Origin of the sequence: Lactobacillus kefiranofaciens (assembly GCF_014656585.1) — a bacterium.
GTDB lineage: Bacteria > Bacillota > Bacilli > Lactobacillales > Lactobacillaceae > Lactobacillus > Lactobacillus kefiranofaciens.
Window position 1 is genome coordinate 1,046,008 of record NZ_CP061341.1, and the last position, 25,901, is coordinate 1,071,908.

The following is a 25,901-nucleotide window of genomic DNA, read 5'->3' on the forward strand; positions in this document are numbered from 1 at the left end:
CAGCACAAGGACATCCTTTTTGACACTTCATGCCATTGTGACAATATTCGTTGGTCATTTTTATCACCTCCTGCTGTCAGGGCGCCTTTTCAGCTTTACATAATTATCATTATTTCATCAAAAATTATTTAACTTTTACAACTTATAAACTTTCAAATAGTCTTCTAATATTCCGTGCCATTAAATTACGCCGCTCAATTAGAAATTGATTGTATTGATGAAAATCAAACTTATTCAAATCCGCAGGAATCGCATTTGCTTGATCATTTTCAACGGAATAGTATTTAGTAGCTTCAACATCTTCCATATAATCTTTAGGAGCACGATCACCTATTTGTAAATTTCTCGGTTGCGTTATCCAAACATAATTAGCTACTTGGTTATATTCACTTTGTTTAAACCCATTTTTACGTAAATAAGCTTTTGGAAAAATATGATGTATATTCCCCTGTTCCTTAATTGTATCTACAGTAAACTTATCTTTTTCAAGCCAAGCATGGGCTTTAGCATGAATTTGTGACATTTGAAAAATTCGCCAATTAGTTAATTGTGTTGTCTGGGCAACTAAATTCTCAGGCAAGGTCAAGGTCCAAAATTCTTCTGTTAAATTTTGAGCAATTGTTTCTTTAAAGAATTCTACCAAATGATTCTTTTCGTTATTTTCCGATATTAATCGTAGATCCTTATCAAACCCAGTCTCTGGACTTGATCCATATCGTTTAGTTAAAGCTGTCATCAAGATCCATTGTTTTGTAAATTTTTCAATCTCATCATTACTAAAATTGGTATTCTTCTTCAAAAACAAATACAGAATATAACCAAAATTAGTATACGAATCTGGTAACTTAGCGAAACTCCTATCAATAATACCCAAACTTTCAAGTAAGAGAATATAGCGACTAAAGTTACTTTCATTCAATGCATATTGAACCGCTTTATCAAACTTTTCATATGATTCTGCCATTGCTTCTTCAGTATAAGTTTGTTTTTCAAAATCACGCCCTGATACTAAACTGACTAACTGTGAAAGTCGGCCACGTAAAAAACCAATTCCTAAGAAAATATGAAGCAAGTCACCAAAATCAGGTTGAAAAATCCTTACGTTTTTCTTCTCAGCCCATGCAATATGCTGATAGTAATCAGAATTTGCAAATGTTGGATCCATTTTTTTAATGTTGTCTGCTAATGCACTATTACCAAAGATTTGAATGAAGTATTCAATTTCTTTTCTAAGTTCATTGCCATGATGAGCTGTATCAGATGATAATCGGGACATAGCAAAATCAGCTGATGACAATCTTGTACCATTTTGATTAATTCGATTGAAAATATCTGTTACTTGATTAATTGGTAATGTGCTATCTAATTTGATAACTCCAATTTCACATTGCGAGATCGATTTTAATTTTTGAATTATTTCATCTAGCTGATCTTCAGCGACTCCTAATCTTTCACTATTTTCTCCAACGTAATGATATGAACTAAAATCTTTTTGATTAAAAATTGAAATATCAGAAATCCATTTAGGATCTTTCGCAATTGCTGCACTTTTGGTTGCAAATTCTTCAGTTGTTGGATTAAAGGCAATGTAAATACGTTTTTTTGAATACTTATCATCAACAACTTGATTGCCTTCAAGAGCTGCACTTAAAGCAGTAATTCTCTGCTGACCATCAATAATAATCTCTTTATTTTGCCCTTTTCCTCCAAATTTTAAATCTGCATCTGGATTCTGCCAAGTTACAATAAATCCAATTGGATATCCTCGATAAAGCGAATCAATTAAATCTCTGACTTGCTTCAGCTTCCAGACAAAAGGACGTTGCATTTCAGGTAAGCCAATTTCTCCACTTCGAATCCAACCTAATATGTTCCCAATATTTGCATGATCAACACTATAACGTTTATCTGTCATAATTTTTCTTCCTATTCTTGCTCATCTAAAGGAGAAATCTCATCTTCATAAAACTTTTTGAGCCCTTCACGAACGTTCTTTTTCCATTGCAACATATTCAGCTCAGTATCTGGATGCAACTGCCGGAAGTTCTTAAACACACTAAATGATAGCAACGTATTAATCCCTGTTTGCTGTCTATCTTCATTCGGATCATAATGACGAATTACAAACTTTAAGTCATCAATATTTAATCCATTATCATTAGCAAAGTTCTTAATTAAGTCCTCCCTTGCATCATCAATCATCCCTTGTAGAAGCTCATTGACCTGTTTGTTTCTAAATTTTTCAGGATCAAACTTAATTTCAAACCAAAGATTTTGCATGATATCAGCCAATGCTTTATTGTTTTCACTTAGATTCTTGATATAGTCATCAATTTCTTTAACTTCAGCTTCAGTTCTCTGAGTTCCTATCTCAGTATCTGAAGGAATATAAGCCTGAATCAATTGAACAATATAAGCGTAATTAATTTCCTGTCTTCCAGTATTTTCTAATTCATATTCTGGATCAAATTGATCATCTGAATCCTGTCCATCTCCATCATTACCACCAGTTGCTTCCCTAACTTGCTCTTTCACTACTTCATAGGTAGCACGCGTGTCTTCGATAAACGAAGTGTTCAAGCCATAATCTTTTTCAAGATCAATATCACTAAACTCGTTATAAGTCTTAATTGCACCTAAGCTTTTATCAAATTCTTGATATTCTTTCAAAAAGCGCTTTTGTTGCTCTAATGGTGCCTCCACAATTGGTATACCTTGATGATTATCATATTTAATAATTTGTTTTTCAGCCTTTTTAAATTTAATAATTGATTCATCCCAAGTTGGAGCTAGAATCTCACTACTTCCGCCTTCTGTGTAAAGCGCTATGGCAGCATTGATATCAGCTTCAAATTTCTTAGGATACTGATACGTCACTACTTGACCATATTTTTTATCCTTATCGAAAATTCGATTAGTTCTAGAGAATGCTTGAATCAAGTCCTTGTATGACATCGGTGGTCGATCAATAAATAAAGTGGACAAACATGGTGCATCAAAGCCGGTTAGTAAACGATCAACTACGATCACAATATCTAATTGTTGTACTCTCGGCTTAAATTCAGCTTTTTTGCGAGCAAGACGATCATTGACATTAGTATTGTAAGCAGCTAATTCCTCCATTGAATAATGTGTATCAAACATATTATTATAATCTTCAATGGATCGTTTCATTTCTTTTTGATTAGCTTCATCTCCATCGCCATTTTCACCAACTGAATAAGTAATCGCTACTTTAGGAAAATCAGGTAACACCTTTTTAATATATGAAGGAATCTGAATATCTGGATCAGTTCCATTAATCACATCCCTAAAAATACGGTAATACTTCTGAGCTTGCTTAATAGAACTAGTTGTAAAAATTGCATCATAGGAGTAACCACGACTGTTCTTGTTGTAGATACCTAGCTTACGATAAGAGTTTTCGATAACTCGCTTGACCACAGCTTTCATATGAGAAAGAGATAAATATTCCTTCTTTCTTGCATCTATATCAGATTCATCCGTATTGACAGAATTACTTCCTTCTTCTTCAACTTGGAAGCCCAAGACAGCCTTATCTCTAATGGCATCTTTAATTGTATATTTATGTAAGCATTTACCGTACTGCTGTTCCGTAGTACGAGCATTCCTCCCCTTAGCTTCTCTAGCATTTTCATCAAATATTGGGGTACCAGTAAAACCATACCACAAAGGATGTTTAGCAAAGAAAGCATCAATTTCATTCTTCTGATCTGGGGAAACTGCTCGGTGACATTCATCAACGATGAAAGCTAGTTTTACATTCTTTAATTTCTTATATAAACGCTTTTGCTCTTGATCTTGCTTGATTCGTTTGAATAAAGCTTGCATCTTTTGACGAGTAGTAACAACTACTTTCTTGTCTGATGATGTTAGTTTTCTAGCTAAGACATAACTGTTTTCCGTACTTTCAACTTCAATTGAATCATTCTGAGCATAAGTTTCAAAGGCTTGCGAAGTCTGAGTATCAAGATCATTACGATCAATTAAGAAAACCGTTTTTTCAATTGATGGAATCTTAAGTAAATTATGAGCAACTTTATACGAAGTTAACGTCTTACCTGAACCTGTAGTATGCCAAACAAAACCAGAATATGGTTCCTCTCTTTTTTCTTTACCATCTATTATTTTTATTCCTAACGAAGCACGTTCAATTGCCTGAATAGCGTGAATCTGATAGGGACGAAGCACAATGATACTATGTTGAATGCTATCTAAGACAATGTAATCAGCCACCATATGATGAGCTGCTGGAATAGACAATACTTCTCTAGCAAAATCTAAGTAATTCTGAACTGGCTTATTATTCTTATCTACCCAAGTAGTTAAGAACTTTTCTCTTAATTGCTGACCTGCCGCGATATATTGAGTATAGCTTCCATTGGAAACAACAAACATTTGAATCGTTGAAAAAATCCCATTGAACATCTGCTCATCAATATATTTTTGGATTTGATTAAATGCTTCCTTAGGTGAATGTGCCCTATTCTTCAATTCGATATGAATCATTGGCAAGCCATTGATTAAAAGAGTAACATCCCCACGACGATTACGGTCAATTTCTCTACGCTTATGGAATTGAATTTGATGAACAACTTCATACGTTGAGTTACCACCAGCAATATCATTATTATTAATTACTAAAAAGTCTGCAGTACCTAACTTAGTATTATCTCGTTGAATTGCTAGTCTAATCTGTCCATTAACGCCAGCTAACCATTCTGCTGCTTTGTAAAAAGTTGGCTGAATAATTTTTGACTTGATTACTGCTTTTTCATTATCAGTCAGTGGGACATCCTTCAGAACATCCTTATTACTTCGTGACAAAATTTTAAAGAAGTTATCCCAAAGATCATCTTCGTTTTTTAAATCTTCACGAAGTGTCCACTTTGAATCCTTACGTGTAAGTTGATCGATTAATTTTTCTTCAATTACTGCTTCTTGTTCCACGAATTCGATACTCCTTATATTTGTGTACTTATATTGATAATTATCTCATTTTATGAGTAATTTGTGTGGACTTTTTTAGTGCTTTTTCGTTTGGGAGCAACATAAATTGGGAGACTGCTTAACTGTAAATTCTGGTAAAGACTATAAATCTCTTAACCGGGGAAACATACCAGTTTATGGTACCGGGGGGTACATGTTATCAGTTGATAAAACATTAAGTAAAAAAGATGCTATTGGAATTGGAAGAAAAGGAACCATTGATCACCCTCAGTTACTTAAAGCACCATTTTGGACTGTAGATACACTGTTTTGGAATGTCCCTAAAAATAGTTATGACATATATTTTCTTTATTCTGTATTTCAAAAAATAGAATGGAAAAAATATGATGAATCAACTGGTTTACCTAGTTTATCTAAAACAACAATAAATAATATCAAAGTAAATACTACTTCATACAATGAACAAAATAAAATAGGACAAATTATTAAACTAATTGATCACGCTAAATTCCTTCAGCAACGAAAAATCAAAATTCTATCAAAGATAGAGAAAACTTTGCTTAATAGTCTTATCAACTTTCAAACTAAAGATAAAATAAAATTATCTGAATTAATAAGTATTTCAAAATGCTCAATAGATCCTCAAAACACTCCTAAAACATTATATATGGAGTACAGTATGCCAGCTTATGATTCTAATAAAAAACCGAATAAAGTATATGGTGTAGCTATGCATAGCACTCGACTGAAAATTAATGAGCCTGTAATTCTTTTTAATAAATTGAATGTTAGAAAAAAGCGTATTTGGAATATTAAAAAAGTTCCGCAAAATTCAGTTAGCTCAGCTGAATTTATACCCCTGAAAGCTCAAACAATCTATCAAGATTATCTATATTACGCGCTTAACACAGATTATGTACTTTATAAAGCAATTTCATTATCAACAGGCTCTTCAAATAGTCAAAAAAGAATTGTACCTAAGGATTTATTAACAATGAAAATACCTGTTCCTAACATTCAACAACAAAAAAATATTGCATCATTGCTTGATAGATATGATTCAGAAATAAAAAATTATAAAAAAAAGGTAGTTTTCTTAGTTAAACTAAAAAAATTTTTACTTCAAAATATTTTTATCTAATCTTGCATAAATGATAAACCTTCTTAAACAATAATTTTAGTGACTAAATTTAAGGAGGTTTTTATATGTCACAGAAGTATAGTAAGAAGTTGTTTTACAAGTATTACCTGGAATGGATTCACTTGTACAAAGATAATGCAGTGCGTCATAAATATTATCTAGTACAACGTAAGCTGAAAGAATTAGCACCAGACTTGCACATGAACGAGTTAAATCGTCGAAATTATCAAGGGATCTTGAACAAATATGCTCAAGATCATGAGAAAACTACGACACTAGACTTTCATCATCATTTGAAAGCAAGTTTATTCGACGCAGTTGACGATGGCCTGTTAAAGACAGATCCGACTAGAAGGGCAATTATCAAAGGATGCGATCCTAGTGACAAGAAGTTGAAATTTTTAAATTTGTATGAATTACAGACTTTGCTAAGATCATTAAATCTAGGTCAGGATCTAAACTGGGATTGGTTCTTTTTATTAATAGCAAAAACAGGTCTCAGATTTGCAGAAGCCTTAGCATTGACTCCAGAAGATTTTGACTTTGAAAAGCAAAGTTTAAATATCAATAAATCTTGGAATTACAAAGAAAAAATTGGTAACTTTCAACCTACCAAGAATCCATCATCTAATAGATTGGTTATGGTTGATTGGCAATTGATGCAGCAATTCCAGAACTTGATTAATCAAAAGAAAGCTAAAAAGCCTATTTTCTTCGAGGAAGATCAACGAGTTTATAATTCTACTCTTAATCAGAAGTTAGGCAAATATTGTAAAGAACTTGATATACCTCAGATATCAATTCATGGCTTAAGACACACTCATGCATCCTTGTTACTTTATGAAGGTGTATCAATTGCAAGTGTGGCAAAAAGATTGGGACATAGTAATACCACAACTACTCAGGAGACGTATATTCATATTATCAAGGAACTTGAAAACAAAGATAATGACAAAATTCTGCATCATTTATCTCAGTTAAGATAGAGTAAAAGGCATCACCTTTGATGCCTTTTTTATATGAACATGTTTTGGAGTAGAAATTCTTTAGTTTGTTGTAATTCTTTTACTTTCTGCTGCTGAAGAAATTGTAATTTTGTGATTTGATTCAAAAGATCTACGATCTTCCTTTGTTCTATGTTTGACGGAAAGCAAATTTTTGTATTAGAGACAATAGAACGATTTAAGTTTACTTGACTTCCTGGTTGACCATATTTTTTCCAAATCGGTCTAAAATTTTGTAACCAAAAGAACCCAAAATCAATATTAAGCTTTAAATTCTCAAAAATAATAAAGCCGTCATGAACACCGGTTGGTACATAGTTAATTACTGGATAGCCTACAGATGCTGCTATGCTTAAAAGTAAATGCGGTGTTGTTACTACTCTAGTTTTTTGTTGTCCTAACTTCGAAATATGTTGTTCTAAATGATAAATTTTTCCCTTTTGAGAAGTGACATCAGATATTCTTAACCACCCAATATTTGATTCGGAATCAAACCATTTAGGATTATTTATAGGTCGCGGTGAAGCTCCACGTACTATTTGTGCTACTTCACCCAGCTTTCTTTGCTCCCAAGCATTTAAGAATCCTTTAAATCTCACTTTAGGAAAGCTTTTACAAGTAAATAAATTCTGAAGCATAGCCCTTTTCAATAGTTTGATTTTTTTTAATTTTCGTTGCTGAAGAAATTGTAATTTTGTGATTTGATTCAAAAGATCTACGATCTTCCTTTGTTCTATGTTTGACGGAAAGCAAATTTTTGTATTAGAGACAATAGAACGATTTAAGTTTACTTGACTTCCTGGTTGACCATATTTTTTCCAAATCGGTCTAAAATTTTGTAACCAAAAGAACCCAAAATCAATATTAAGCTTTAAATTCTCAAAAATAATAAAGCCGTCATGAACACCGGTTGGTACATAGTTAATTACTGGATAGCCTACAGATGCTGCTATGCTTAAAAGTAAATGCGGTGTTGTTACTACTCTAGTTTTTTGTTGTCCTAACTTCGAAATATGTTGTTCTAAATGATAAATTTTTCCCTTTTGAGAAGTGACATCAGATATTCTTAACCACCCAATATTTGATTCGGAATCAAACCATTTAGGATTATTTATAGGTCGCGGTGAAGCTCCACGTACTATTTGTGCTACTTCACCCAGCTTTCTTTGCTCCCAATCGTTAGTGAAGCCTTTAAAACGGAGTACTGGTGCTTTTCTTTGCTTCTTATCAGTCATGTAATTCTCCCTCTAGCTCCTTGATAATTGCATCTAATCCGCTCATTACATTCTGATCATCTGAAGTCAAATCCTTCAGCATCCCTACTAATTCTTTTTGATTCTTTTCAATTTCTACATTTGTTTCATGCAGATCAGAAGCCACTTTTTTCAAATCTACTGGAGGCTCAGGAACAAATGTGTCAACATAACGAGGTATGTTAAGATTAAAATCATTTTCTTCAATTTCATCATATTTAGCTAAATGAGCATAACGTTTAACATCTTCACGTTTTTCATAAGTATCAAGAATTTTCTGAATATCTTCTTCTCTTAATTCATTTTGATTCTTTTTCTTTTCAAATCCCTTAGACGCATCAATAAACATCACACTTCTATCATCCTTATCCTTCTTCAACACAAGAATTACTGTAGGAATACTAGTGTTGTAGAACAAGTTTGCTGGAAGTCCAATTACAGCATCAATTGAACCATCTTCAAGCAATTTTTTACGGATCTTACCTTCTGCAGCACCACGGAATAGAACGCCGTGAGGAAGAACAATTGCCATAGTACCTGTATTCTTCAAATGATAGAAACCATGTAGTAAAAATGCATAGTCTGCCTTAGACTTAGGCGCTAATACACCATAAGGACTAAATCTCGGATCTTGTAAGAACCCTTTATTTGCAGACCAATGAAGTGAATATGGCGGATTCATAACTACAGCATCAAACATAACTGGAGAAATAGGTGGCCAATCTTCATCTAGAGTATCACCATTTCTTAAATGCTGATTTGATGCATCCACCCCATGCAGGATCATATTCATCTTAGCCAAGTTAAAAGTCGACATATTAATTTCTTGCCCATAATAAATGACTTCATCTGGCTTACCATTAACTTCATCAATAAATTTTCTAAAGTTTAAAAGCAATGAACCAGATCCCATTGCTGGATCGTATACGGTCATTCCACCAGGATAATTTTTATCTACTAAAGTTAACTTGGTTAAAAGTTCCGAAACCTTTTGTGGAGTATAAAATTCCCCCGCTTTTTTACCCGTTTCAGAGGCAAATTGACCAATCAAATATTCATAGGCATCACCTAGAATATCACCCGGAGCATGAACAATTTCAAGACCACCAATTGCCTTAATAACATTAGCAATAGTATCTGCTTGTTTTTGCGCATTAGCACCTAATCTTGGTGAATAAAGTTGGACATCTTGAAACAAGCCTTCGAAATCATGGCTTGTACTTTCAATATCATTAAACGCATCCGCTAAATCTGAAATTTGAAAAGTCTTAATACCCTTATCATCTCTAGCTTCTCCATTAATTTCATTTAGAATATATGTAAATGTATGTTTAGGTTCTAGGATAAAAGAAAGAGAATTTTTAATTTCATCTTGTAAATCCAAATTAGTATCATATTCCCTTTCATACAACTTTTGATTATGTTGTAAAGGCAATTTAGGATCACTTTCTAAAACTTCACCTACATGATAAAGCAATTTATCCGAAAGATATTTGTAAAAGACAATTCCTAATAAATAGTTCTTATATTCATTAGCGTCCATCTTTCCGCGCAGAGCATCTGCCGCACTATATAGTGCTGTTTCAAGTTCTTTTTTCGTCTTAATTTCTGTCATTTCAAATCCTTCTAATTTTCGTTGTTAACCAACGTTTATTCATTCAATATTTTAACAAACAATTCGCAAAAAAATAAATACACTCGTCATTGAGTGTATTTATCCTATTAAATCCCTAAAATCTGCTTTATCTTCATTTCAATAACTTTACTATAATTTTCTGCCGTCTCATAAACAAACTCAATTACTGATTTATCAATGCTAGAAATGTCGACATAATATACACCGTTGTTCCTAGCATTAAAAATCATCAGCCGATCAATCTGCTCATCATTAACATGATTATAAAAGCCTAACGCATAATACAATAGAAGCTGTCTTACCCAGTACATCTGCATCTTTTGTGAAGTTGACACCTTCAAATCAACTAAAGTGCTACTTAGGAGATAATCACCATCTCCTACTAAGCAACCATTCTTCGTATGTGCAGTAAACGCGTCTTTAGTCGGCAAACCATATTTTTCAAAGAATTGTTCGACTCTATTGATCATCGTCCTAATATGATTAATCGTCAGCTTATCAGGATATTCTTTCGGTGCAATATATTTACCACTGCGATAAGCAGCTTCCCAAGCACAAATATCAGTTGCTAATATAATTGCATCATCTGGTAAATCTTCAATATCGGATAAATTAACAACCATTTTTGCCAGTTTGTTTTCTTCAGCAATCAATTTCTTAACCTGATCAATCGAAACTACATGTCTTCGCAAATCTTCCCTTACTTTAATATTTGCAACATCAAAGGCATGTTCATCTGCAAGCACAACATATCGAGTAAGATAATCAACTATTGTCCCTACTTCACTAGGACTAATCGTTTCTTCATCTTTTGTGATAAATGCATCCCTACTAAGTGATTTAACTACAAAGTCCTTACTCCCAATAATCTTGACTTTTGGTAAAAACTTGGCTTGTTGAGCAAATTTGGAAATCTGTGTTGTTAGCTTCATTTGTGTTTAGTCTATTTACAAGAAAACTTATATTTTCTAATCCTTCTCAAAATAATAATCATCAAGAGCATAAGTAGTAACAGGCTTAATGTGCAACTGGTACTTTTCAACTAGATCCGTTAGTTCCTGTCCATCAATTAACGTAACTGTTCTATTGCCCTGAACCGTAATCTCTTTAGCAGTATCTGTGTAATAACTGGTAGTCACAAAAATACCATATTCAGCATTAAAGCTGTCCATTGTGCCTTTAAAATCACGAATCTCAGACTCTCCAACTGTACCAGAAGTGTACCTCTTACATTGAATTGCAACTCGACTAGTTCTAAATTCATCTGATCTAAAATAGCCAAATCCGTCGATACCATGGTCCCCAGATAATTGAACACCCTTTATCTTATCGATCGACACACCCATTTTAGAAATTAACAAACGAGAAAAGCTTTCAAATTTAGCTGGTGAGAACTTTTTAATTTGATCTAAAAGTTGAGTCTTCCAATCATTATCCGCAGAGTCTTGCTCATCATCTGAATCAACTGCCTCTTCTTTATCTTCATCAGCTACTTTTTTCGCCTTATTTCTTTCTGCACGTAATGCATTCTTTTTATTCCAATAAGCTGCTATTGCCTTTTGTTGTTCTTCCGTTGGGTAATTAGTTAAATCTACAGATCTACCAAGATCCGTTAAAATAACATCTTGATTACGCTTTAATTCTTCTACGTAACCAACGGATTGAAGATTTTTTAAGCCAAAATTAAAATCGAACAAAAATGGAGAATATTTTCCATTTCTGGTGTGTTTAGTGTAATATACTCCCTCATAAGTTAACCCATCATATTCATTCTCAGCTATAGTACGACGGATTTTTTTCTTGAAGCTGAACCACCTAAATCTCTTAATGCCATTATAATTGCTTTTTCAACGCTCCGTCTTTTATATTTAGCCATACTAAAATTCTCCCGAAAATTTTTATAATTACATTCAAAACAAAAGACGGTCATTTGACTGTCCTTATCAGACATAATCCAGCATTATGGACAACATAACATTTCATCCTAATTATATTGTATCACTATCAGATTAAGATATGTCTCCTTTTAATCTAGTTCTCTATCCTCAACTTTTTCAATAAACTTCGTAATTGCATTAAAGTAATCTTTTTGATCATCAAAAATTGAGAAGTGACTGCCATTAGGACAAATATGCGATTCACCATTAGGCAATCGTTTAGCAACAGCTTTAATTTCTTCAGGATTCATACTGTCATACTTTGCGCCTAAAACTAAAGTAGGTACAGTAATTTTCTTTAGCCGATCTCGAATAGTCCAGTTCCTACATAAACCAGTTATATTAAATTCGGTTGGTCCTTGTAAAGTAACATAAACTTGTTCATTCAAATGATCAAAAGTACGTTGTACTGCATCTGGCCAAGGATGAATTCGACAAATACAACGATTATATAGTTTCTGCAACAATTCATTATAGTGTGAATCTTCATAATCACCTGTAGCTTCTATCTTCTTCATGTATGCTACATCATCAGAGTCCATCGTCTCACGATATTTGTTAATATATTTTGCATAATCCTGGTAACTATCAACCATATTAGAATCAATAACAGCTTTAGCATGCTTACCATATTGAGAGGCCGCATACTCTAGAGCAAACAGCCCACCAAACGATTGACCATATAAGTAGAATTGTTCAAGATGCCATGCTTTACGTACTTCTTCTATCTCATCTATGAATCTTGGAATATTCCATAAAGTAGGATCATTAGGCTGATCTGAAAAATATGATCCTAACTGATCATAATAAATGATTTCAATTTCAGGATGATTTTTAATATAATCAGAAAATGGCTCTAAATATTCATGAGTCATTCCTGGGCCACCATGGAGTAACAGGATTTTAATTGGTCCCTCGCCTTCCCGTCTGGTCCATACATGATAATTATCTTGCAATGTAACAATTTTAGTTTCTCCGGACATTATTAAGCCTCCTGTGTTTAGCCTTACATGCTTATATTAACACATATTTAAACAACTTTTGATCTACGAGGTTCTTCAAAATCAAAAATAGCATTAAACAAAAAAGCATCCCTAAGCGGAATGCTTCATCTAACTCAAAATTACTTATTCATCATCTTGGTAAACCAAATCTTTAAACTTCTTATGCTTATATTGCTGAGCAAGTTGCGGAGTTTTCCAAGCAACACAGTTAGTCCAAAGACCGGCACCATAAGCGACTACCAATACAGGTTGCTCGTTTTCAGTATGAATACCATAGAAAACGCCATCGCCAGCACCTTGCATCCAGCCCATGACATTCATATATTTAATACCACGGCGATTCCAAAAGCTAACTCTTCCCCAATTTTTCGTAGCCTTTAGATAAGACTTAGATTTCGCATATTTTTCAATATAATCATCATCGGTATTGTCATTAATTTTATGCAGTTCTGTTACGTCATTTCCATCCATAATTTGATGCTGAGTGATCTTAGTAACATCTAATTTATTATCGTCGGCTGGATAAGTATACCAGGTACCTTGATATTGAGCTGGTATATTAAATAAGCCACCGTCAGCTGGAATATTAGTTTTATGGCTAGTTTTATCATTAGTACTATCGCTTGATTCTGTACGTTGATTAACTATTTTGGCATTTTTAGCAAGATCATTAACAAGCTCATCAGAATCTGACTTATTAAAGTAATTGATCATCTGTCCCATAGTAACAGAAGTCAATTCTTCCTCTTTATCATAAAGATAGTATATGTTTTCACCATTAACTTGCTTTAATGTATAACCATTACCATCACTAACTAGATAGGCTACGCCACTACCATTTTTCATGTAAGAAAAATCTGATTGATTCTCTAAATTTACCCGTAACCCATTAGTTTGAGCTTTCTTTAGGGAGGTACCCCAATCATCTGAATACTTCTTTCCAGCATAAGCAGTGATTACAGCAACTGTCTTTTGTGGACTTAGGTCATTAGCTTTTAAATGTCCGAGCTTAGTCGGCTTGTTCTTGTGTTCAACTAAGCCAGCTGAGATTTTAGATGCTTTATGAGTTACTGTTTTACTATTTTGATTATTAGAACATCCTGCTAGAGCTAAACCTGCTAGTAAAATTAATGCAAATTTACTACCCTTTTTTAAATTCATTTTCTAATCTACTTCTTCATTCAAACTATCCTAATCAGTCGTCAAAGCATTATTGCCGCCGCGGTAAGCAAATTCTCTATTAATGTGGCTGGCTTTTACCCAAGAAATAGGGCCCAAGTCATAAGCGTTTCTACCGCCGCCACCTCTGTAGAATTTGTTGGCTTGGTAAAGCGGATCGTGAACTAAGAATTTATTGCTCTTCTTGCTATAACCGAAGATAGCCTTGCAGTGATTGCGATATTTGGTTACCCAAACTAGGTGATAGATCAAAACTGAAACACTTGAAGAAGTATGATATTCTTTAACCATTAATATTAACTTAGCTCCTTGATACATATCAAATTTTAGCAAATTTAATTATACCATTAAAGAGATAAATTTAAGCAAAAAAGCAGGAGAAAGACCAAATTCATCACCTCATCAATAGATGGGGAGGTATTCTTTGTTCTTTCTCCTAACTGTTTGTTCTCATTGCATAAAATCAATTTTCACTTGATCAAGCACGGCACTCATTTGTGCAAAAATATTATCAACTACTTCCGGATTAGCGAAATCTAGAACATACTGATTGCGTCCAATAGAAGCTCGCTGATAAGGATGCCGAACCACCCACTCAGGATGTTGGTGCATCTGGTGAAACCATCTCAGGTTCAAACCATAGGCCAAATTGCATCCCCAGCTGATGGATTTTATCGCTGAAATGTCCTAACCCATTGGAAAATTTTTTTTGATTAATACTCCAATTACCCAAGGAGCTATGATCATTATCACGTTGACCAAACCAGCCATCATCCAAGACGAAGCACTCGATACCAACATCTTTAGCCTCATGAGCTAACTTAAGCAATTTTTCCTCATCAAAGTCAAAATACGTTGCTTCCCAATTATTAATGACAATTGGACGTTTTTGATGCAACCACTTAGGAGCTATTATATGCTTTTTAACAAAAGTATGCGTTTCAGTCATTAAGCCATTATAGCCAGCATTGGTATAAAACAGTACTGCTTCTGGTGCTGAAAAAGTAGCCCCACTATCTAACTGCCAACTGAAAAATTGCGGGTTAATTCCTGTCATTAAGCGACTAGTATGCCACTCATCTACTTGAACCTGACTGACAAAATTGCCAGAATATATTAAATTACTTGCAAAGATCTCGCCTTGTTGATTGGTAATATTCTTATCAATCAAAGCAACAAAAGGATTAGCTTGGTGACTTGTTGCACCACGCAATGATTCCACCTTGGTAATCCCCTGCTCTAGAGGACGTCTGCGAAGATGACGCTCCTTAATCCAAGCACCCGATAGCTGCAAAAAATCATAATCAGCATCAGGCAAATCAAGTACAGCACTCTGCATGTTTTCAATTCGATCAATTGCGTTTCAACCGCACCAAACATATTATGCAAACCGGTAATTACGATCAATTGCTGTACGCCTGAGAATGCTGCATAACCAAATACGCCAAGAGTGTTAGCTACCCAAAGAAGTGCAGTCGTAATCCAGTTTGAAAGAGTTACGCCAATTGGTCCCACAACCAAGAACAATGCCAATGATGAAATCAAAATTGTGAGCATTGGAGCCAAAACAAATTGAATGACACCTGGCAAATGCTTTTGGAAGTAATTATCCAACTTAGCAACTAGCCAACCCATGATCAAAGCGACAATAATTTGACCGCCAAAGCTAGTCATGGAAACGTGCCAACCAAAAACATTGGCGATCATTGGCTTAGCCGCATGGGTAGCAACATCTGCCATTACTGGCAATGATTGTGACATCATCACCGTACCAATTGCTAAACCTAAAACTGGCCGACCACCATAACGCTTAGTAGCAGAATATGCAATGATTAATGGAAGCATTGCGAAAATTCCACCGGCTAAAATTGCTGGCAATACTTCGGTGAACACACCGGTTAAGTCATCTAAGAACTCTTGGAACCAATTACGTTTTTTAGTATCTTGATTAGCTTTTTCTGGAGTATCACCTGTATCGTCTTGATTAGACTGCGCAGGGATACCAGTATATTTAACAAAGTAAGCAGTAACGCGGTCAATTAATCCAGGCCCAATAATTAATTGAAGTTGATTACTAGTTGTATTCAAATTTACGCCTTTTACCAGTGGCAAATCAGCTAAGCCATCTGTATTAACTTTAGTTGGATCTTTTAAATTGATGCGTAATCGAGTTGCACAATGAAAAGCTTCAACTGCATTATCCTTACTGCCAATAGCGGGAACGACTGCATCAGCTATTTGCTTAAAGTCTTTCTCTTCGTTTTTACTCATAGTAATTTCCCCTATCTATCAACCATTTGAACTATTCATTCAAATAGTCTTTATTTCTTTAACTGTTTATATCTTATCTTGATGCAATCGCTTTCACAATATTAGATTGTTGATAATGTATGTTAAAATGTTGCATAGGTGATTAAATGAAATATTATCGTTGGGGATTTAATAATCAAGACTATAACGCGCAGTTTTACGTTTCATCGGGTGGATTTGAAAAGCCACATCCTTGCCACAGTTATGGTCCAATGGGACGATCCGGCTATATGCTTCACTGCGTTACAGGTGGACACGGAATTTTTAAGAGTAATGGTAAAGTATATCATTTAAAAAAAGGCGATATCTTTTACATTCAGCCACATAAAACGACCTATATGGAAGCAGATGCCGTCGATCCCTGGACCTTTTATTGGGTAAGATTTATCGGCAATTTAGTTCCGCAATATATGAAGCGAATTAACCTTTCTTACCAGAATCCGATTATTAGACAAGAGGATTTGCCTACTGGTTTTCAAGATGTGGTTGATATCGTTGAATATTCTCAGCAAACTGGGCCACGAGATTTTTATTATCAATCAAAGATGTTTAGTATCTTGCATGCTTTGCAGCTACACTTTCCAAAAGAAAGCACGAAAAATAAAGTGCTTCAGACAACGGATATCTATGATCGTGCTCTACGTTATATTGCAAACAACTATGAAGAGCAAATCAGCGTACATGACTTAGTTGACTATTTAAATATCGATCGTTCCTACTTATTTCGTATTTTTAAAAAGCACAGTCAAACTAACCCGCAAGAATTCATAACGAATTATCGTTTAGCCAAGGCTAGTGAACTATTAAAGTCAAAAAACAATACAGTCGAATATGTTGCATTATCGTGTGGATTCTTAAGTTATCAAAGTTTCTTTAGGTTTTTTAAAAAGAAATATGGTATCTCTCCTACTCAATATAAGAAAAAGTATTTAAAATAATATAAAAACGATCTGATATCATTTTGACCAGATCGTTTACTTCATCACTAATATTTTACCGGCCAATAACCATGATTTATTGCGTCGGCCTTAAGATCAGAAATTTCCGAAGATTGCTCTTTTACTGGAATTTCATCTTCGTAAATTCGTACTGAGCTTGAAACTTCTCTCCTTTTTGGATGCACTATTTTATCTTTTCTATTTTTAATTTGTTTGCCAATGGCACTCACAATCATTGTAATGATCATTGAAATAACAGTACTGATGACAGTATCTTTAATATATTGCTTCATGAATCCTACACCTCATCTAGAAACTTTTCTTTATTTGATTATAAATCAAATGTACTCTTTCTTTAGTGCATCAGCCCTTCATTTTGCATACCTTATTAGAAATTTAAATTATATGTTGACAGCATTAAAATTAAGTGATAAATTATCATCAATAATTAAAAATCTTGATAAACAGAGTAGTTGATTTGCTTTTCTTGACAGAGACTTGTTGTTAGGTGAAAAACAAAAAAAAGTCTTCAATGAAGATGGGTTTAGATCCATTGCACTAGTGATACTTAGCTAGTGACGGGGTTGCGCTCGTTAACAACGCAAACTATTGATTGATAGTTAGTAAGGCTATTTGCATAAGTAAATAGCAAATAAAGGTGGTAACACGAGCATTCGTCCTTTTTTAAGGATGGGTGCTTTTTTATTTTTTAAAAGGAGTTGCTTAAGATGAGAAAAAGACGGTACAAAAACACATTAATCCTTTCATTATTTGCTATATTTATTTTAATCGCGGGTTATTTCAGCTTCTTTTATACTCCAAAAAGCCAAGGACCTCGTGTTATCAAGGTAGGAATTGTGGGAGCAAATAAAGCCGATATTGCTATCTGGAAAAACGTAGCTAAAAAAGTAAAACAAAAGTATCGTGTCACTGTTAAAACCGTGAGCTTTGATGGTTATGATCAACCAGACAAGGCACTCAAATCAGGCGATGTTGATCTGAATGCTTTTCAACATTATGCCTTTCTAAACGCATGGAATAAATCCAATCATGGTGGCATTTCTCCGATTGGGCAAACTTATATCGCTCCTATTCATCTTTACAGCAAAAAATGTCATCACCTATCTGATTTGCCAGATGGAGCAACGATTGCCGTTCCTAGTGACTCTACCAACGAATCACGTGCTCTATTCGTGCTAAAAAATGCAGGATTGATTAAATTGCGTCCACATAAGATTCTAGTCTCAATTGCTGATATAACTAGTAACCCTCACCATTTTAAGATTAAAGAAATCGCATCCGAACACATTAGTAGAATGATTGAAGATGTCGACGCAGCTGTGGTCAATAATGATTTTGCCGGACCTGCTGGTTTAGGTAAAAAACAAATAATTTTTGTCGAACCGTTAAATAAGGATTCAAAGCAATGGATTAATATCATCTGTGCTCGCTCCACAGAAAAGAACCAGCGAATTATCACGAAATAGTTAAAGCATATCAAAGCAAGAAAACTAAACAACTATATCGCAAGTTTTATGGTGATAAACAAATTGCAGCTTGGGATGTCAAATTGAAGTAAATTAAGAAAGCGTGACTTTTCATCAAGTTATGCTTTCTTTTTCTTAGGATAATAAATTAATGATTTAACTTTTCGGTCAAATTCCTTATGACTAATCGGCTTGATCAACTTATCATCAACGTTAAACAATTTTAGTTGCCCCTTAACGTGAATTGGCTCAATAACATTTTCTAAATTAATGTACCAATAATAGCATTGATCAAAATCACTCCAAATAATGTGATCTAAATTCATTACACACAAGGCATATCCTGGCGCTGCTCCAGCCACCTTTTTTGTTGTCGAGCACATCAGTATTGGACCACGATAATTCGTCTTCCAACTGCGATATTCTACTTTTTTGCGACCACTAATCATACTCATCACGTAGTCACCACGAACGGATAATGCTTTCATTTGGGTATCTCCCTTTCATTTATGTATAACTTTAATTATACTTCAAAAAAGACAATAATTATTGCCAAAATTTGCTATTTAGTTTACATTGAAAGCGATTACTAATAACACAAGGAGGATTTTTCGATGAGAATTGCAATTGCAGGAGCTGGCGCAATGGGCTCGAAGTTTGGCTGGCATTTAAAGAGAGCTAATAATAATGTTACTCTAATTGATAGCTGGGATAAAAATATCGCAGCCGTGCGTAAAAATGGCGTAATTGCTAAAGTGAAAGATCAAGAAATTACTGAAAAAATGCCAATTTATAATCCTGAAGAAATTGATGAGCAACGTGAGAATGTTGATCTGTTGATTGTTTTTACCAAATCAATGCAGCTTGAAGGGATGCTAAATAATCTAAAACCAATCATTTCTAAGAATACCTATGTTTTATGTCTGCTCATGGCCTAGGCCACGAAGAAGTACTAAGCAGATTCGTTCAACGTGATCACATTATCATGGGTGTAACCATGTGAGCGTCAATGATAACAGCACCTGGTCATATCACTTTTGCTAATGATAACGGTAATATTGAAATTCAATGCCTTGATCCTGATCCTAAAGGTAAAAATGAGACTGAAAAGATTGTCAAAATCTTAGATGATGCCGGTTTAAACGCAAGTTATAGCGAAAACGTAATGTATTCTATATGGCGTAAAGCTTGTGTTAACGGTGTAGTTAATGCCTTATGCGCATTGCTGGGAGCTAGTTGCAAAGAATATGGTCATACCAATGAAGCGGATACTTTAACTAGACATATTGTACAAGAATTCGCTGATATCGCTCAGTATGAAGGCGTCAATCTAGATCGTGCCGAGGTTATTAGACATGTAGAAAGCCTATTTGATACTCCACATTATCCTTCAATGTATCAAGATTTAATTCAAAACCATCGACCAACTGAAATCGATTATATTGATGGTGCAGTTTGGCGCAAAGGGTTAAAACACAGTGTAGCTACGCCATATTGCCAGTTTGTCACTGAACTGATTCATGCTAAGGAAGACATTTTACAAATTAATAGATAACAAAGACCGATAGAATGAACATCCTCGACAGTTACAGTGTTACAGTCGAGGATATTTTTATGTGAATAGAAACCTCCACCTACGTGGAGAACACGAATAAAATCAGTATAGCGCGTAACTTCATTGAGGATCACCTCCACCTACGTGGAGAACACTGAATGTTACAATTTAGGGCGCTACAAAATTAAGGATCACCTCCACCTACGTGGAGAACACTTATTTTTGCTGAGATAATTCTGACCGCCAATAGGATCACCTCCACCTACGTGGAGAATACAAAATATTTTCTGCAGTATCAGCCAAAAGAGTAGGATCACCTCCACCTACGTGGAGAATACCCGTCTTGATTGGTTACAAGGGTCAAGGTCAAGGGATCACCTCCACCTACGTGGAGAATACTAGTTCTTTTTTTAACGCGTTAAATTGTGTTAAGGATCACCTCCACCTACGTGGAGAATACGATCTTTCAAACGATGATCGCGTAGCTTACATGGGATCACCTCCACCTACGTGGAGAATACTCTGGTTGTAATAAGTAAATTCGGTCAGGATAGGGATCACCTCCACCTACGTGGAGAATACTTCGTTGGCAACTGAACTTCCTTAACGGTTCTAGGATCACCTCCACCTACGTGGAGAATACTCCTTGACCACATGTGATTGACAGCCGGTATAAGGATCACCTCCACCTACGTGGAGAATACAGTAAAAAATCCTTGTAATCAAGCCATTTCTGAAAAGCTAAACTCTTATTTTTATTCACTTTCTAAACTAGATTATTAACTTAATTTACAATTCCCTACACAGAATACTTAAAATCTACTCCAAAACTTTATTGATAATCAACAAGATCAGCAAGAGAATATCTAGTAGTAGTAATTTCTGCTTCAGCCTTTGGATCATGCTTACCAATAGCAATTGCCATTACTGGAACATATTGTTTAGGATCAAGCCCCATTACAATTGCCGCCTTCTTAGCATCATATCCAGCCATTGCATTAGTTTCATAGCCATGCTCACGAGCAACTAGCATAAATTGCATTGCAGCAAGGGAACTATCAACCATTGAATCAACCACTAGCATTTCTTGTGGGGCCTTTTCATATAGCGGCATGAAAGTATTAAGTGCTGCTTCCATTGCTTCTTTAGTTACCTTTTTACTTTGATACATACTATGCCATAATTGACTATATTTCTTATAAGCTAGAGTATTACCAAAAAACAAGACTACAGCAGAACTTTGATCAATTTGTGGGAAATTAAACTTCATGAAATACTGATGTAGTTTTTCTCTACCCTCTTTAGTATCAACAACTATAAATTTCCATGCTTGCAGATTGCATGCTGAAGGTGCCGTAATAGTCTCTTCCAGCATTTCGTTCATTTCATCATGACTAATCTTTACTGATGGATCAAACCTACGCACCGAATGTCTTTCAGTTAAAATCTTATGAAAATCATTATTAACAATATTCATTATAAAGCCTCCTTAGTTAGCGCTTACAATATTAGTATAAAACAAACAAGCAATAAATTATGACTTATTTTTCTTATTTCAAACATTCTTTCCAATATGTCATTTTTTAACGATCAAATAACGCTTTTCGTAATCTCTAATACAAATCAGCACATTTGTTCCTTTATTTTATAAAAGAATTATATTAAACAAATGTTTATAGTGGAAGAGTAAAAACAAAAATCCCACAGCATTTGCCATGAGATTACATATTTATAATTCTATCTGAACTACATATTATCTATGTAACGTTTCTACCCAAGTATCAATATACAATTTCAAATTCTTTCCTTTACGAACAAGATAACTGCGCTCACCACCAGCTAAACCAATAGTAAGCCACTTTCTGTATCTTGAACATAAAACAATATGATTTGAAACGTGTCGTTGAGCTTTAGCAGTCCAACGATAGGTAGTACCATGCTTAGTAAAATAATTACCAGAAATATGGCGCTTGCTAATGGTTAACCAACAGTTTTTGTTTTTCCAATGACCGCGGTAACGCTTAGGAACGTTATAAGCTTTTAAGCTGCTTGCCTGAACTTCATTACTGCCATCATTAATAAAAACAATACTACCAGTAGTTAACATTACTAAAGATAATAAGAATACAACTACTTTTTTCATTAAAAACACCTTTTAACAGCCTATCAAAATTATAAAATTTGAATCTTCCTATTCAAAATACGTCTTTTATCATGTAAAGCTTTCTTCAAAAAAGATTTATTTACATTACAATTCAAATAAATGTCAACGCTGGGACCACCAAAAGAGATTACGCCTTTACGATTAGCTCGTTTGGTGATCCAATGATACTGTACATATGGAGTATTATCACCTAAAGTATCTGTTCTGAATCTATACTTTTGATTAGGTTTCAAATGACTAATATGTAATGGCATTCTAGCTACATACAGGTATCCACGTTTAAAAGTCATTTTTTCACCTTGATCAGACGTCAGCGATTCAGTATCATAAACAGCTCTCATGTTTTTAGTAATGGTATAAACCATTGGGACATATGTAAAATACTTTCCATGGTTAACACGAATCGTTTTATCAAATTGCTTTTCAATCCAAGAACCACCCGAGCCTAATCCTTCAGCTCTTTTTGGTGTAACATTAAGATATCTTTTAGCAGTGTAGGCCTTTAACGTAATAGTCTTTGCATCTACTTGTCTGCTTCTAGTTCCTAAACCACAAGCAACTACTAACAACAGTGTAATTATTATTGAAAAAATTTTCTTTTTCTTCATCAGTTATCACTACTTACTAAGCCATTCATTTACTAAATTCTTATATTGACTCAAGCTTAATGCACCATTTGGATCATCACTTGAAGCGTTAAATGCATCGACAGAACCATAATCAGAATTACCCGTCATATGAGCCATGCCCATTACTGTATGAGTTCGATTAAGCAAATTAAGATAATGACCTGAAGTCTTATAGCTATTAGTCCCCATTGCGACATCATTATATACTCCGCCCCAGTTTGGAACGAATTCATATGCAGCTAAACTTGGATTTTTCTTAACATTCCACTTCCAGTTAGATTTCTCACCTAACCACATATTAACTGGTTCAGCACCAGCAGCAAGGTTTTCTAAACCCTGCTTGTAATATTGCGGATGAGTCAAGCCACTCTTTTGATAATCAGCATCAATCATTGAAATGGCTACTAATACTGGTGATACCTTTAATGCCGGCACATCATATTGTTTACGAGCGCGGTTGGCTTTTTCCATATTAGTTAAAGCAGCCTTAATATTGGATGCACTAGTGGCGTCCTTTTTTGCGCCCAAAGATACATCTGCATTAAACCAGCTAGGTGCAGATTGAGAGTCCAATTGTCCGGTTTAAGGTCATAGCCTTCTGAGCTTCAGCTCTTTGTGCAGCAGTTAAGGTCTGATTATTTGCCAAAAAGTCCATTAAGCTGGCGGCGTTTTTAGTTGCATTGTTAGTTGACGCATGCTTAACAGCTTTTTTAGGTTGCGTCGCCTTGTTATTTGCAACTTTTTTGGCACTGGATGAAGCAGCATTGTTTGAATCATTGCCTGCTTTGCCATATGGACGATTAGTATCACTAGCTTTAATCCAACTCTTTTTGCTTACCTTATACCAACCAGTTCCATGTTTATCAGTCTTCTTTTGATAAACATATATGTACCACCAATCCAACCAGTTACCTTAGATTGTTGAGAAGGGCTGACGTGAACTTCGCCTACATTGTCATCATCGTAATCTTCACGAATAGTTACTTTGAACAAGTATGGCGTGGTTGCATTAGCCGCTCTAATGTAACGATTTTTACTTAAACGATAGTACTTGTGACCTTTAATTCGCTTAGTTGAAGTTATCTTCACATGTTTGCTCTTAGCAATAGACTTACGAGTTCTATGACCACGATAAGTATAAATATACGCCTTGTTTTTTAAATAAGCCGTTTTTGTAGCTGCTTGAACTGATTCTGAGTTTACGCCACTAGCAGTTAAGCCTAATGCGAATAAACTACTTGCAGTAAGGGAAATTAAAAGACTTTTTTTCATTTTTTCCTCCAAAAAAATAATAATTTGCAGATTTTATTTTACTCATATTTTCACAGCTAGCAAGACCATTTGTTCAAGATGGATTTTTTTGATACCATTTATTAGAAATCGGCTTTATAGAGAAATAATTGGTAAAGACATGAAAAAGAAACAGCAACGTCATCAAAAACATAGAAAATACCTAGCAATGAAGGTAGAACTGGTAAATGGCCAACCAAAATGGTTTAGAATTAGTCCTAAATTTTTTCAAATTATAATTACGGAACAAAGACTAAGAAAAATACATCCCCGAAAAATGTTGACTAATTGCCTAATCAACATTCCATTGACTACTTACAGTAGACATAATCAAGCAGTAATCGGCGTTGGACGGGTCATCAAAATGGAATATCGTGCACATACAGATACTCGTCTCTGCTTGCGCGGGCAATTTACTCCACCTGAGAAACTAAAAAAAGAGTTTTTCCTTACCTACCATTATTTACGTCATGATTACGGCAAGCTAAGCAAAATTAATATCATGTTTGATTTATATTTTTGGCGTAGAAAGGTTAGAAAAGAGAATTTAACTAATCATTTCTTTTAACAGAATTTTTCTTTCTCCAGAATAGCCACAATAGAAATATACCAATAATTAAATATATAAATGTTTGAATTAGGTTCACAATGAAATCATTCAAATCGAAATCATCAAACCATGGTAAATACGTAATGAAATAAGAGTTAAAATTTTCACTGAAATGTATCAACATGGTTAAAGCTAAATTATTTGTTATACAGTAAATTCCTGCAAACAAAACGCCCAGACCAAAAGCAGTAATTATTTGTGTCAATAAGTCCAGCCAATTGCTATAATCTGGAAGAATAAGATGCAATACTGCAAACAAAGCAGCTGATATAAAAGTTGCCTTAAAAAGAGGATGATCCAACTTATTGACTATCCTTAATCGATTAAATATTAACCCTCTTAACCACAATTCTTCAAATATTGCTGGCCCCAAACAATATAACAACGAAGAGAGTCCATTATTGGATAGCGTAAAATCATTATCCCCTATATACCAGAAATTAAAAACAATAAAAATTAGTGTCACTACCCAACCAATAATTGAAGGCCATTTTAAATCAAACTCAAAATTAAATTTATTATGAACTACTTTTTGGCTGTATAAAATTAGTGCTACAATTGCAATAATATATCGGATGAGAATTAACGTCCAACCATAGTTTTTAGATAAAATACCAGTTTTTACCAATACTTCCGCTAGTATTAATAGTCCAATTGAAAGGACAGCAAAGATTAAATACACAATAACTGTATTTAGAACTACCCCCCCAATTTGAATTCATTTTTTTCAAAAATATCTTCTCCTAACATAAATTTATTTACTTATTGTACCACTTTGTCATTTCATACAAAA

The 25,901-nt window shown here is 34.4% G+C and carries 19 protein-coding genes, 7 pseudogenes, 1 CRISPR repeat array and 1 other annotated feature; of the genes and pseudogenes, 6 read left to right on the forward strand and 20 right to left on the reverse strand.

Going from position 1 to position 25,901, the window contains the following annotated elements; translation table 11 throughout:
- Positions 1–142 precede the first annotated feature (142 nt).
- Positions 143–1,915: a DUF262 domain-containing protein gene (locus ICI50_RS05180; RefSeq protein ID WP_095342184.1), complete on the reverse strand. Its 1,773-nt coding sequence runs from the start codon at positions 1,913–1,915 to the stop codon at positions 143–145.
- Positions 1,916–1,926: 11 nt separating this feature from the next.
- A complete protein-coding gene (locus ICI50_RS05185) occupies positions 1,927–4,971 on the reverse strand; it encodes a type I restriction endonuclease subunit R (RefSeq protein WP_188892078.1) in 3,045 nt (1,014 codons plus the stop codon).
- Positions 4,972–5,074: 103 nt separating this feature from the next.
- On the opposite strand from ICI50_RS05185, the pseudogene ICI50_RS11010 reads away from it, so the two are divergent.
- Both ICI50_RS11010 and ICI50_RS05195 read left to right on the forward strand, forming a co-directional pair.
- A pseudogene (locus ICI50_RS11010) lies at positions 5,075–6,112 on the forward strand (restriction endonuclease subunit S); the annotation flags it as partial.
- Between the two features lie 65 nt (positions 6,113–6,177).
- On the forward strand, positions 6,178–7,098 hold the full coding sequence (locus ICI50_RS05195) for a site-specific integrase (protein WP_095342181.1): 921 nt from the start codon (positions 6,178–6,180) through the stop codon (positions 7,096–7,098).
- Between the two features lie 29 nt (positions 7,099–7,127).
- Here the strand turns inward: ICI50_RS05195 and ICI50_RS05200 are convergent, their stop codons facing one another.
- From ICI50_RS05200 to ICI50_RS05240, 9 genes and pseudogenes are all read right to left on the reverse strand, one after another.
- Positions 7,128–8,351, reverse strand: a complete 1,224-nt coding sequence (locus ICI50_RS05200; protein ID WP_188892082.1) for a restriction endonuclease subunit S — start codon at positions 8,349–8,351, stop codon at positions 7,128–7,130.
- Positions 8,344–9,984, reverse strand: a complete 1,641-nt coding sequence (locus ICI50_RS05205) for a type I restriction-modification system subunit M (protein ID WP_095342419.1) — start codon at positions 9,982–9,984, stop codon at positions 8,344–8,346. The genes ICI50_RS05200 and ICI50_RS05205 overlap by 8 nt, the downstream gene beginning before the upstream one ends.
- Positions 9,985–10,091: 107 nt before the next feature.
- On the reverse strand, positions 10,092–10,937 hold the full coding sequence (locus tag ICI50_RS05210; RefSeq protein ID WP_188892084.1) for a hypothetical protein: 846 nt from the start codon (positions 10,935–10,937) through the stop codon (positions 10,092–10,094).
- Between the two features lie 36 nt (positions 10,938–10,973).
- A pseudogene (locus ICI50_RS05215) lies at positions 10,974–11,881 on the reverse strand (restriction endonuclease).
- 150 nt (positions 11,882–12,031) lie between these two features.
- Complete coding sequence (locus ICI50_RS05220; protein ID WP_013854082.1) at positions 12,032–12,925, reverse strand: proline iminopeptidase-family hydrolase; 894 nt, start codon at positions 12,923–12,925, stop codon at positions 12,032–12,034.
- A 144-nt stretch (positions 12,926–13,069) separates the two neighbouring features.
- Entirely contained in the window at positions 13,070–14,107 is a 1,038-nt protein-coding gene (locus tag ICI50_RS05225; RefSeq protein ID WP_188892088.1) for a hypothetical protein, read from the reverse strand.
- A 231-nt stretch (positions 14,108–14,338) separates the two neighbouring features.
- A pseudogene (locus ICI50_RS11045) lies at positions 14,339–14,443 on the reverse strand (IS200/IS605 family transposase); the annotation flags it as partial.
- A gap of 132 nt (positions 14,444–14,575) precedes the next feature.
- Positions 14,576–15,464: pseudogene (locus ICI50_RS05235) on the reverse strand (alpha-galactosidase).
- Between the two features lie 11 nt (positions 15,465–15,475).
- Positions 15,476–16,396: pseudogene (locus tag ICI50_RS05240) on the reverse strand (PTS transporter subunit EIIC); the annotation flags it as partial.
- A gap of 146 nt (positions 16,397–16,542) precedes the next feature.
- Between ICI50_RS05240 and ICI50_RS05245 the strand changes: the two are divergent.
- Positions 16,543–17,373 (forward strand): AraC family transcriptional regulator, encoded by an 831-nt coding sequence (locus tag ICI50_RS05245; RefSeq protein ID WP_188892090.1) that lies wholly within the window; start codon positions 16,543–16,545, stop codon positions 17,371–17,373.
- Positions 17,374–17,420: 47 nt separating this feature from the next.
- Here ICI50_RS05245 and ICI50_RS05250 read toward each other — a convergent pair whose 3' ends face one another.
- On the reverse strand, positions 17,421–17,666 hold the full coding sequence (locus ICI50_RS05250; protein ID WP_013854087.1) for a hypothetical protein: 246 nt from the start codon (positions 17,664–17,666) through the stop codon (positions 17,421–17,423).
- A gap of 155 nt (positions 17,667–17,821) precedes the next feature.
- Positions 17,822–18,058: a binding site (T-box leader), on the forward strand.
- Positions 18,059–18,101: 43 nt separating this feature from the next.
- Here ICI50_RS05250 and ICI50_RS05255 point away from each other — a divergent pair.
- Positions 18,102–18,952 (forward strand): annotated as a pseudogene (locus ICI50_RS05255) (MetQ/NlpA family ABC transporter substrate-binding protein).
- Between the two features lie 27 nt (positions 18,953–18,979).
- Here the strand turns inward: ICI50_RS05255 and ICI50_RS05260 are convergent.
- Positions 18,980–19,348 (reverse strand): ASCH domain-containing protein, encoded by a 369-nt coding sequence (locus ICI50_RS05260; RefSeq protein WP_188892092.1) that lies wholly within the window; start codon positions 19,346–19,348, stop codon positions 18,980–18,982.
- A 126-nt stretch (positions 19,349–19,474) separates the two neighbouring features.
- Here ICI50_RS05260 and ICI50_RS05265 point away from each other — a divergent pair.
- A pseudogene (locus tag ICI50_RS05265) lies at positions 19,475–20,415 on the forward strand (2-dehydropantoate 2-reductase).
- Between the two features lie 127 nt (positions 20,416–20,542).
- Positions 20,543–21,119: a CRISPR direct-repeat array (repeat unit 28 nt; unit sequence GGATCACCTCCACCTACGTGGAGAATAC).
- A 128-nt stretch (positions 21,120–21,247) separates the two neighbouring features.
- Here the strand turns inward: ICI50_RS05265 and ICI50_RS05270 are convergent.
- The 6 genes from ICI50_RS05270 to ICI50_RS05295 all read right to left on the reverse strand — a co-directional run bounded on the left by ICI50_RS05270 (position 21,248) and on the right by ICI50_RS05295 (position 24,480).
- The gene (locus ICI50_RS05270; protein ID WP_054640665.1) at positions 21,248–21,892 is read right to left on the reverse strand and encodes a nitroreductase family protein; all 645 of its coding nucleotides are present in this window, start codon (positions 21,890–21,892) and stop codon (positions 21,248–21,250) included.
- 276 nt (positions 21,893–22,168) lie between these two features.
- Entirely contained in the window at positions 22,169–22,558 is a 390-nt protein-coding gene (locus ICI50_RS05275) for a hypothetical protein (RefSeq protein WP_188892094.1), read from the reverse strand.
- A 29-nt stretch (positions 22,559–22,587) separates the two neighbouring features.
- On the reverse strand, positions 22,588–23,187 hold the full coding sequence (locus tag ICI50_RS05280; protein ID WP_188892096.1) for a hypothetical protein: 600 nt from the start codon (positions 23,185–23,187) through the stop codon (positions 22,588–22,590).
- Between the two features lie 9 nt (positions 23,188–23,196).
- Entirely contained in the window at positions 23,197–23,736 is a 540-nt protein-coding gene (locus ICI50_RS05285; protein ID WP_056941356.1) for a CAP domain-containing protein, read from the reverse strand.
- A gap of 22 nt (positions 23,737–23,758) precedes the next feature.
- Positions 23,759–24,112, reverse strand: a complete 354-nt coding sequence (locus ICI50_RS05290) for a hypothetical protein (protein ID WP_013854096.1) — start codon at positions 24,110–24,112, stop codon at positions 23,759–23,761.
- Positions 24,043–24,480 carry an SLAP domain-containing protein gene (locus tag ICI50_RS05295; protein ID WP_025084198.1) on the reverse strand — a complete coding sequence of 146 codons (438 nt, stop codon included), beginning with the start codon at positions 24,478–24,480 and terminating at the stop codon, positions 24,043–24,045. Before ICI50_RS05295 ends, ICI50_RS05290 begins: the two co-directional genes overlap by 70 nt.
- A gap of 139 nt (positions 24,481–24,619) precedes the next feature.
- Between ICI50_RS05295 and ICI50_RS05300 the strand changes: the two genes are divergently transcribed.
- On the forward strand, positions 24,620–25,066 hold the full coding sequence (locus tag ICI50_RS05300) for a DUF7679 family protein (protein ID WP_188892097.1): 447 nt from the start codon (positions 24,620–24,622) through the stop codon (positions 25,064–25,066).
- Here the strand turns inward: ICI50_RS05300 and ICI50_RS05305 are convergent.
- Positions 25,050–25,736, reverse strand: a complete 687-nt coding sequence (locus ICI50_RS05305; protein ID WP_158306206.1) for a CPBP family intramembrane glutamic endopeptidase — start codon at positions 25,734–25,736, stop codon at positions 25,050–25,052. The two genes, ICI50_RS05300 and ICI50_RS05305, sit on opposite strands and share 17 nt — an antisense overlap.
- Positions 25,737–25,901 lie beyond the last annotated feature (165 nt).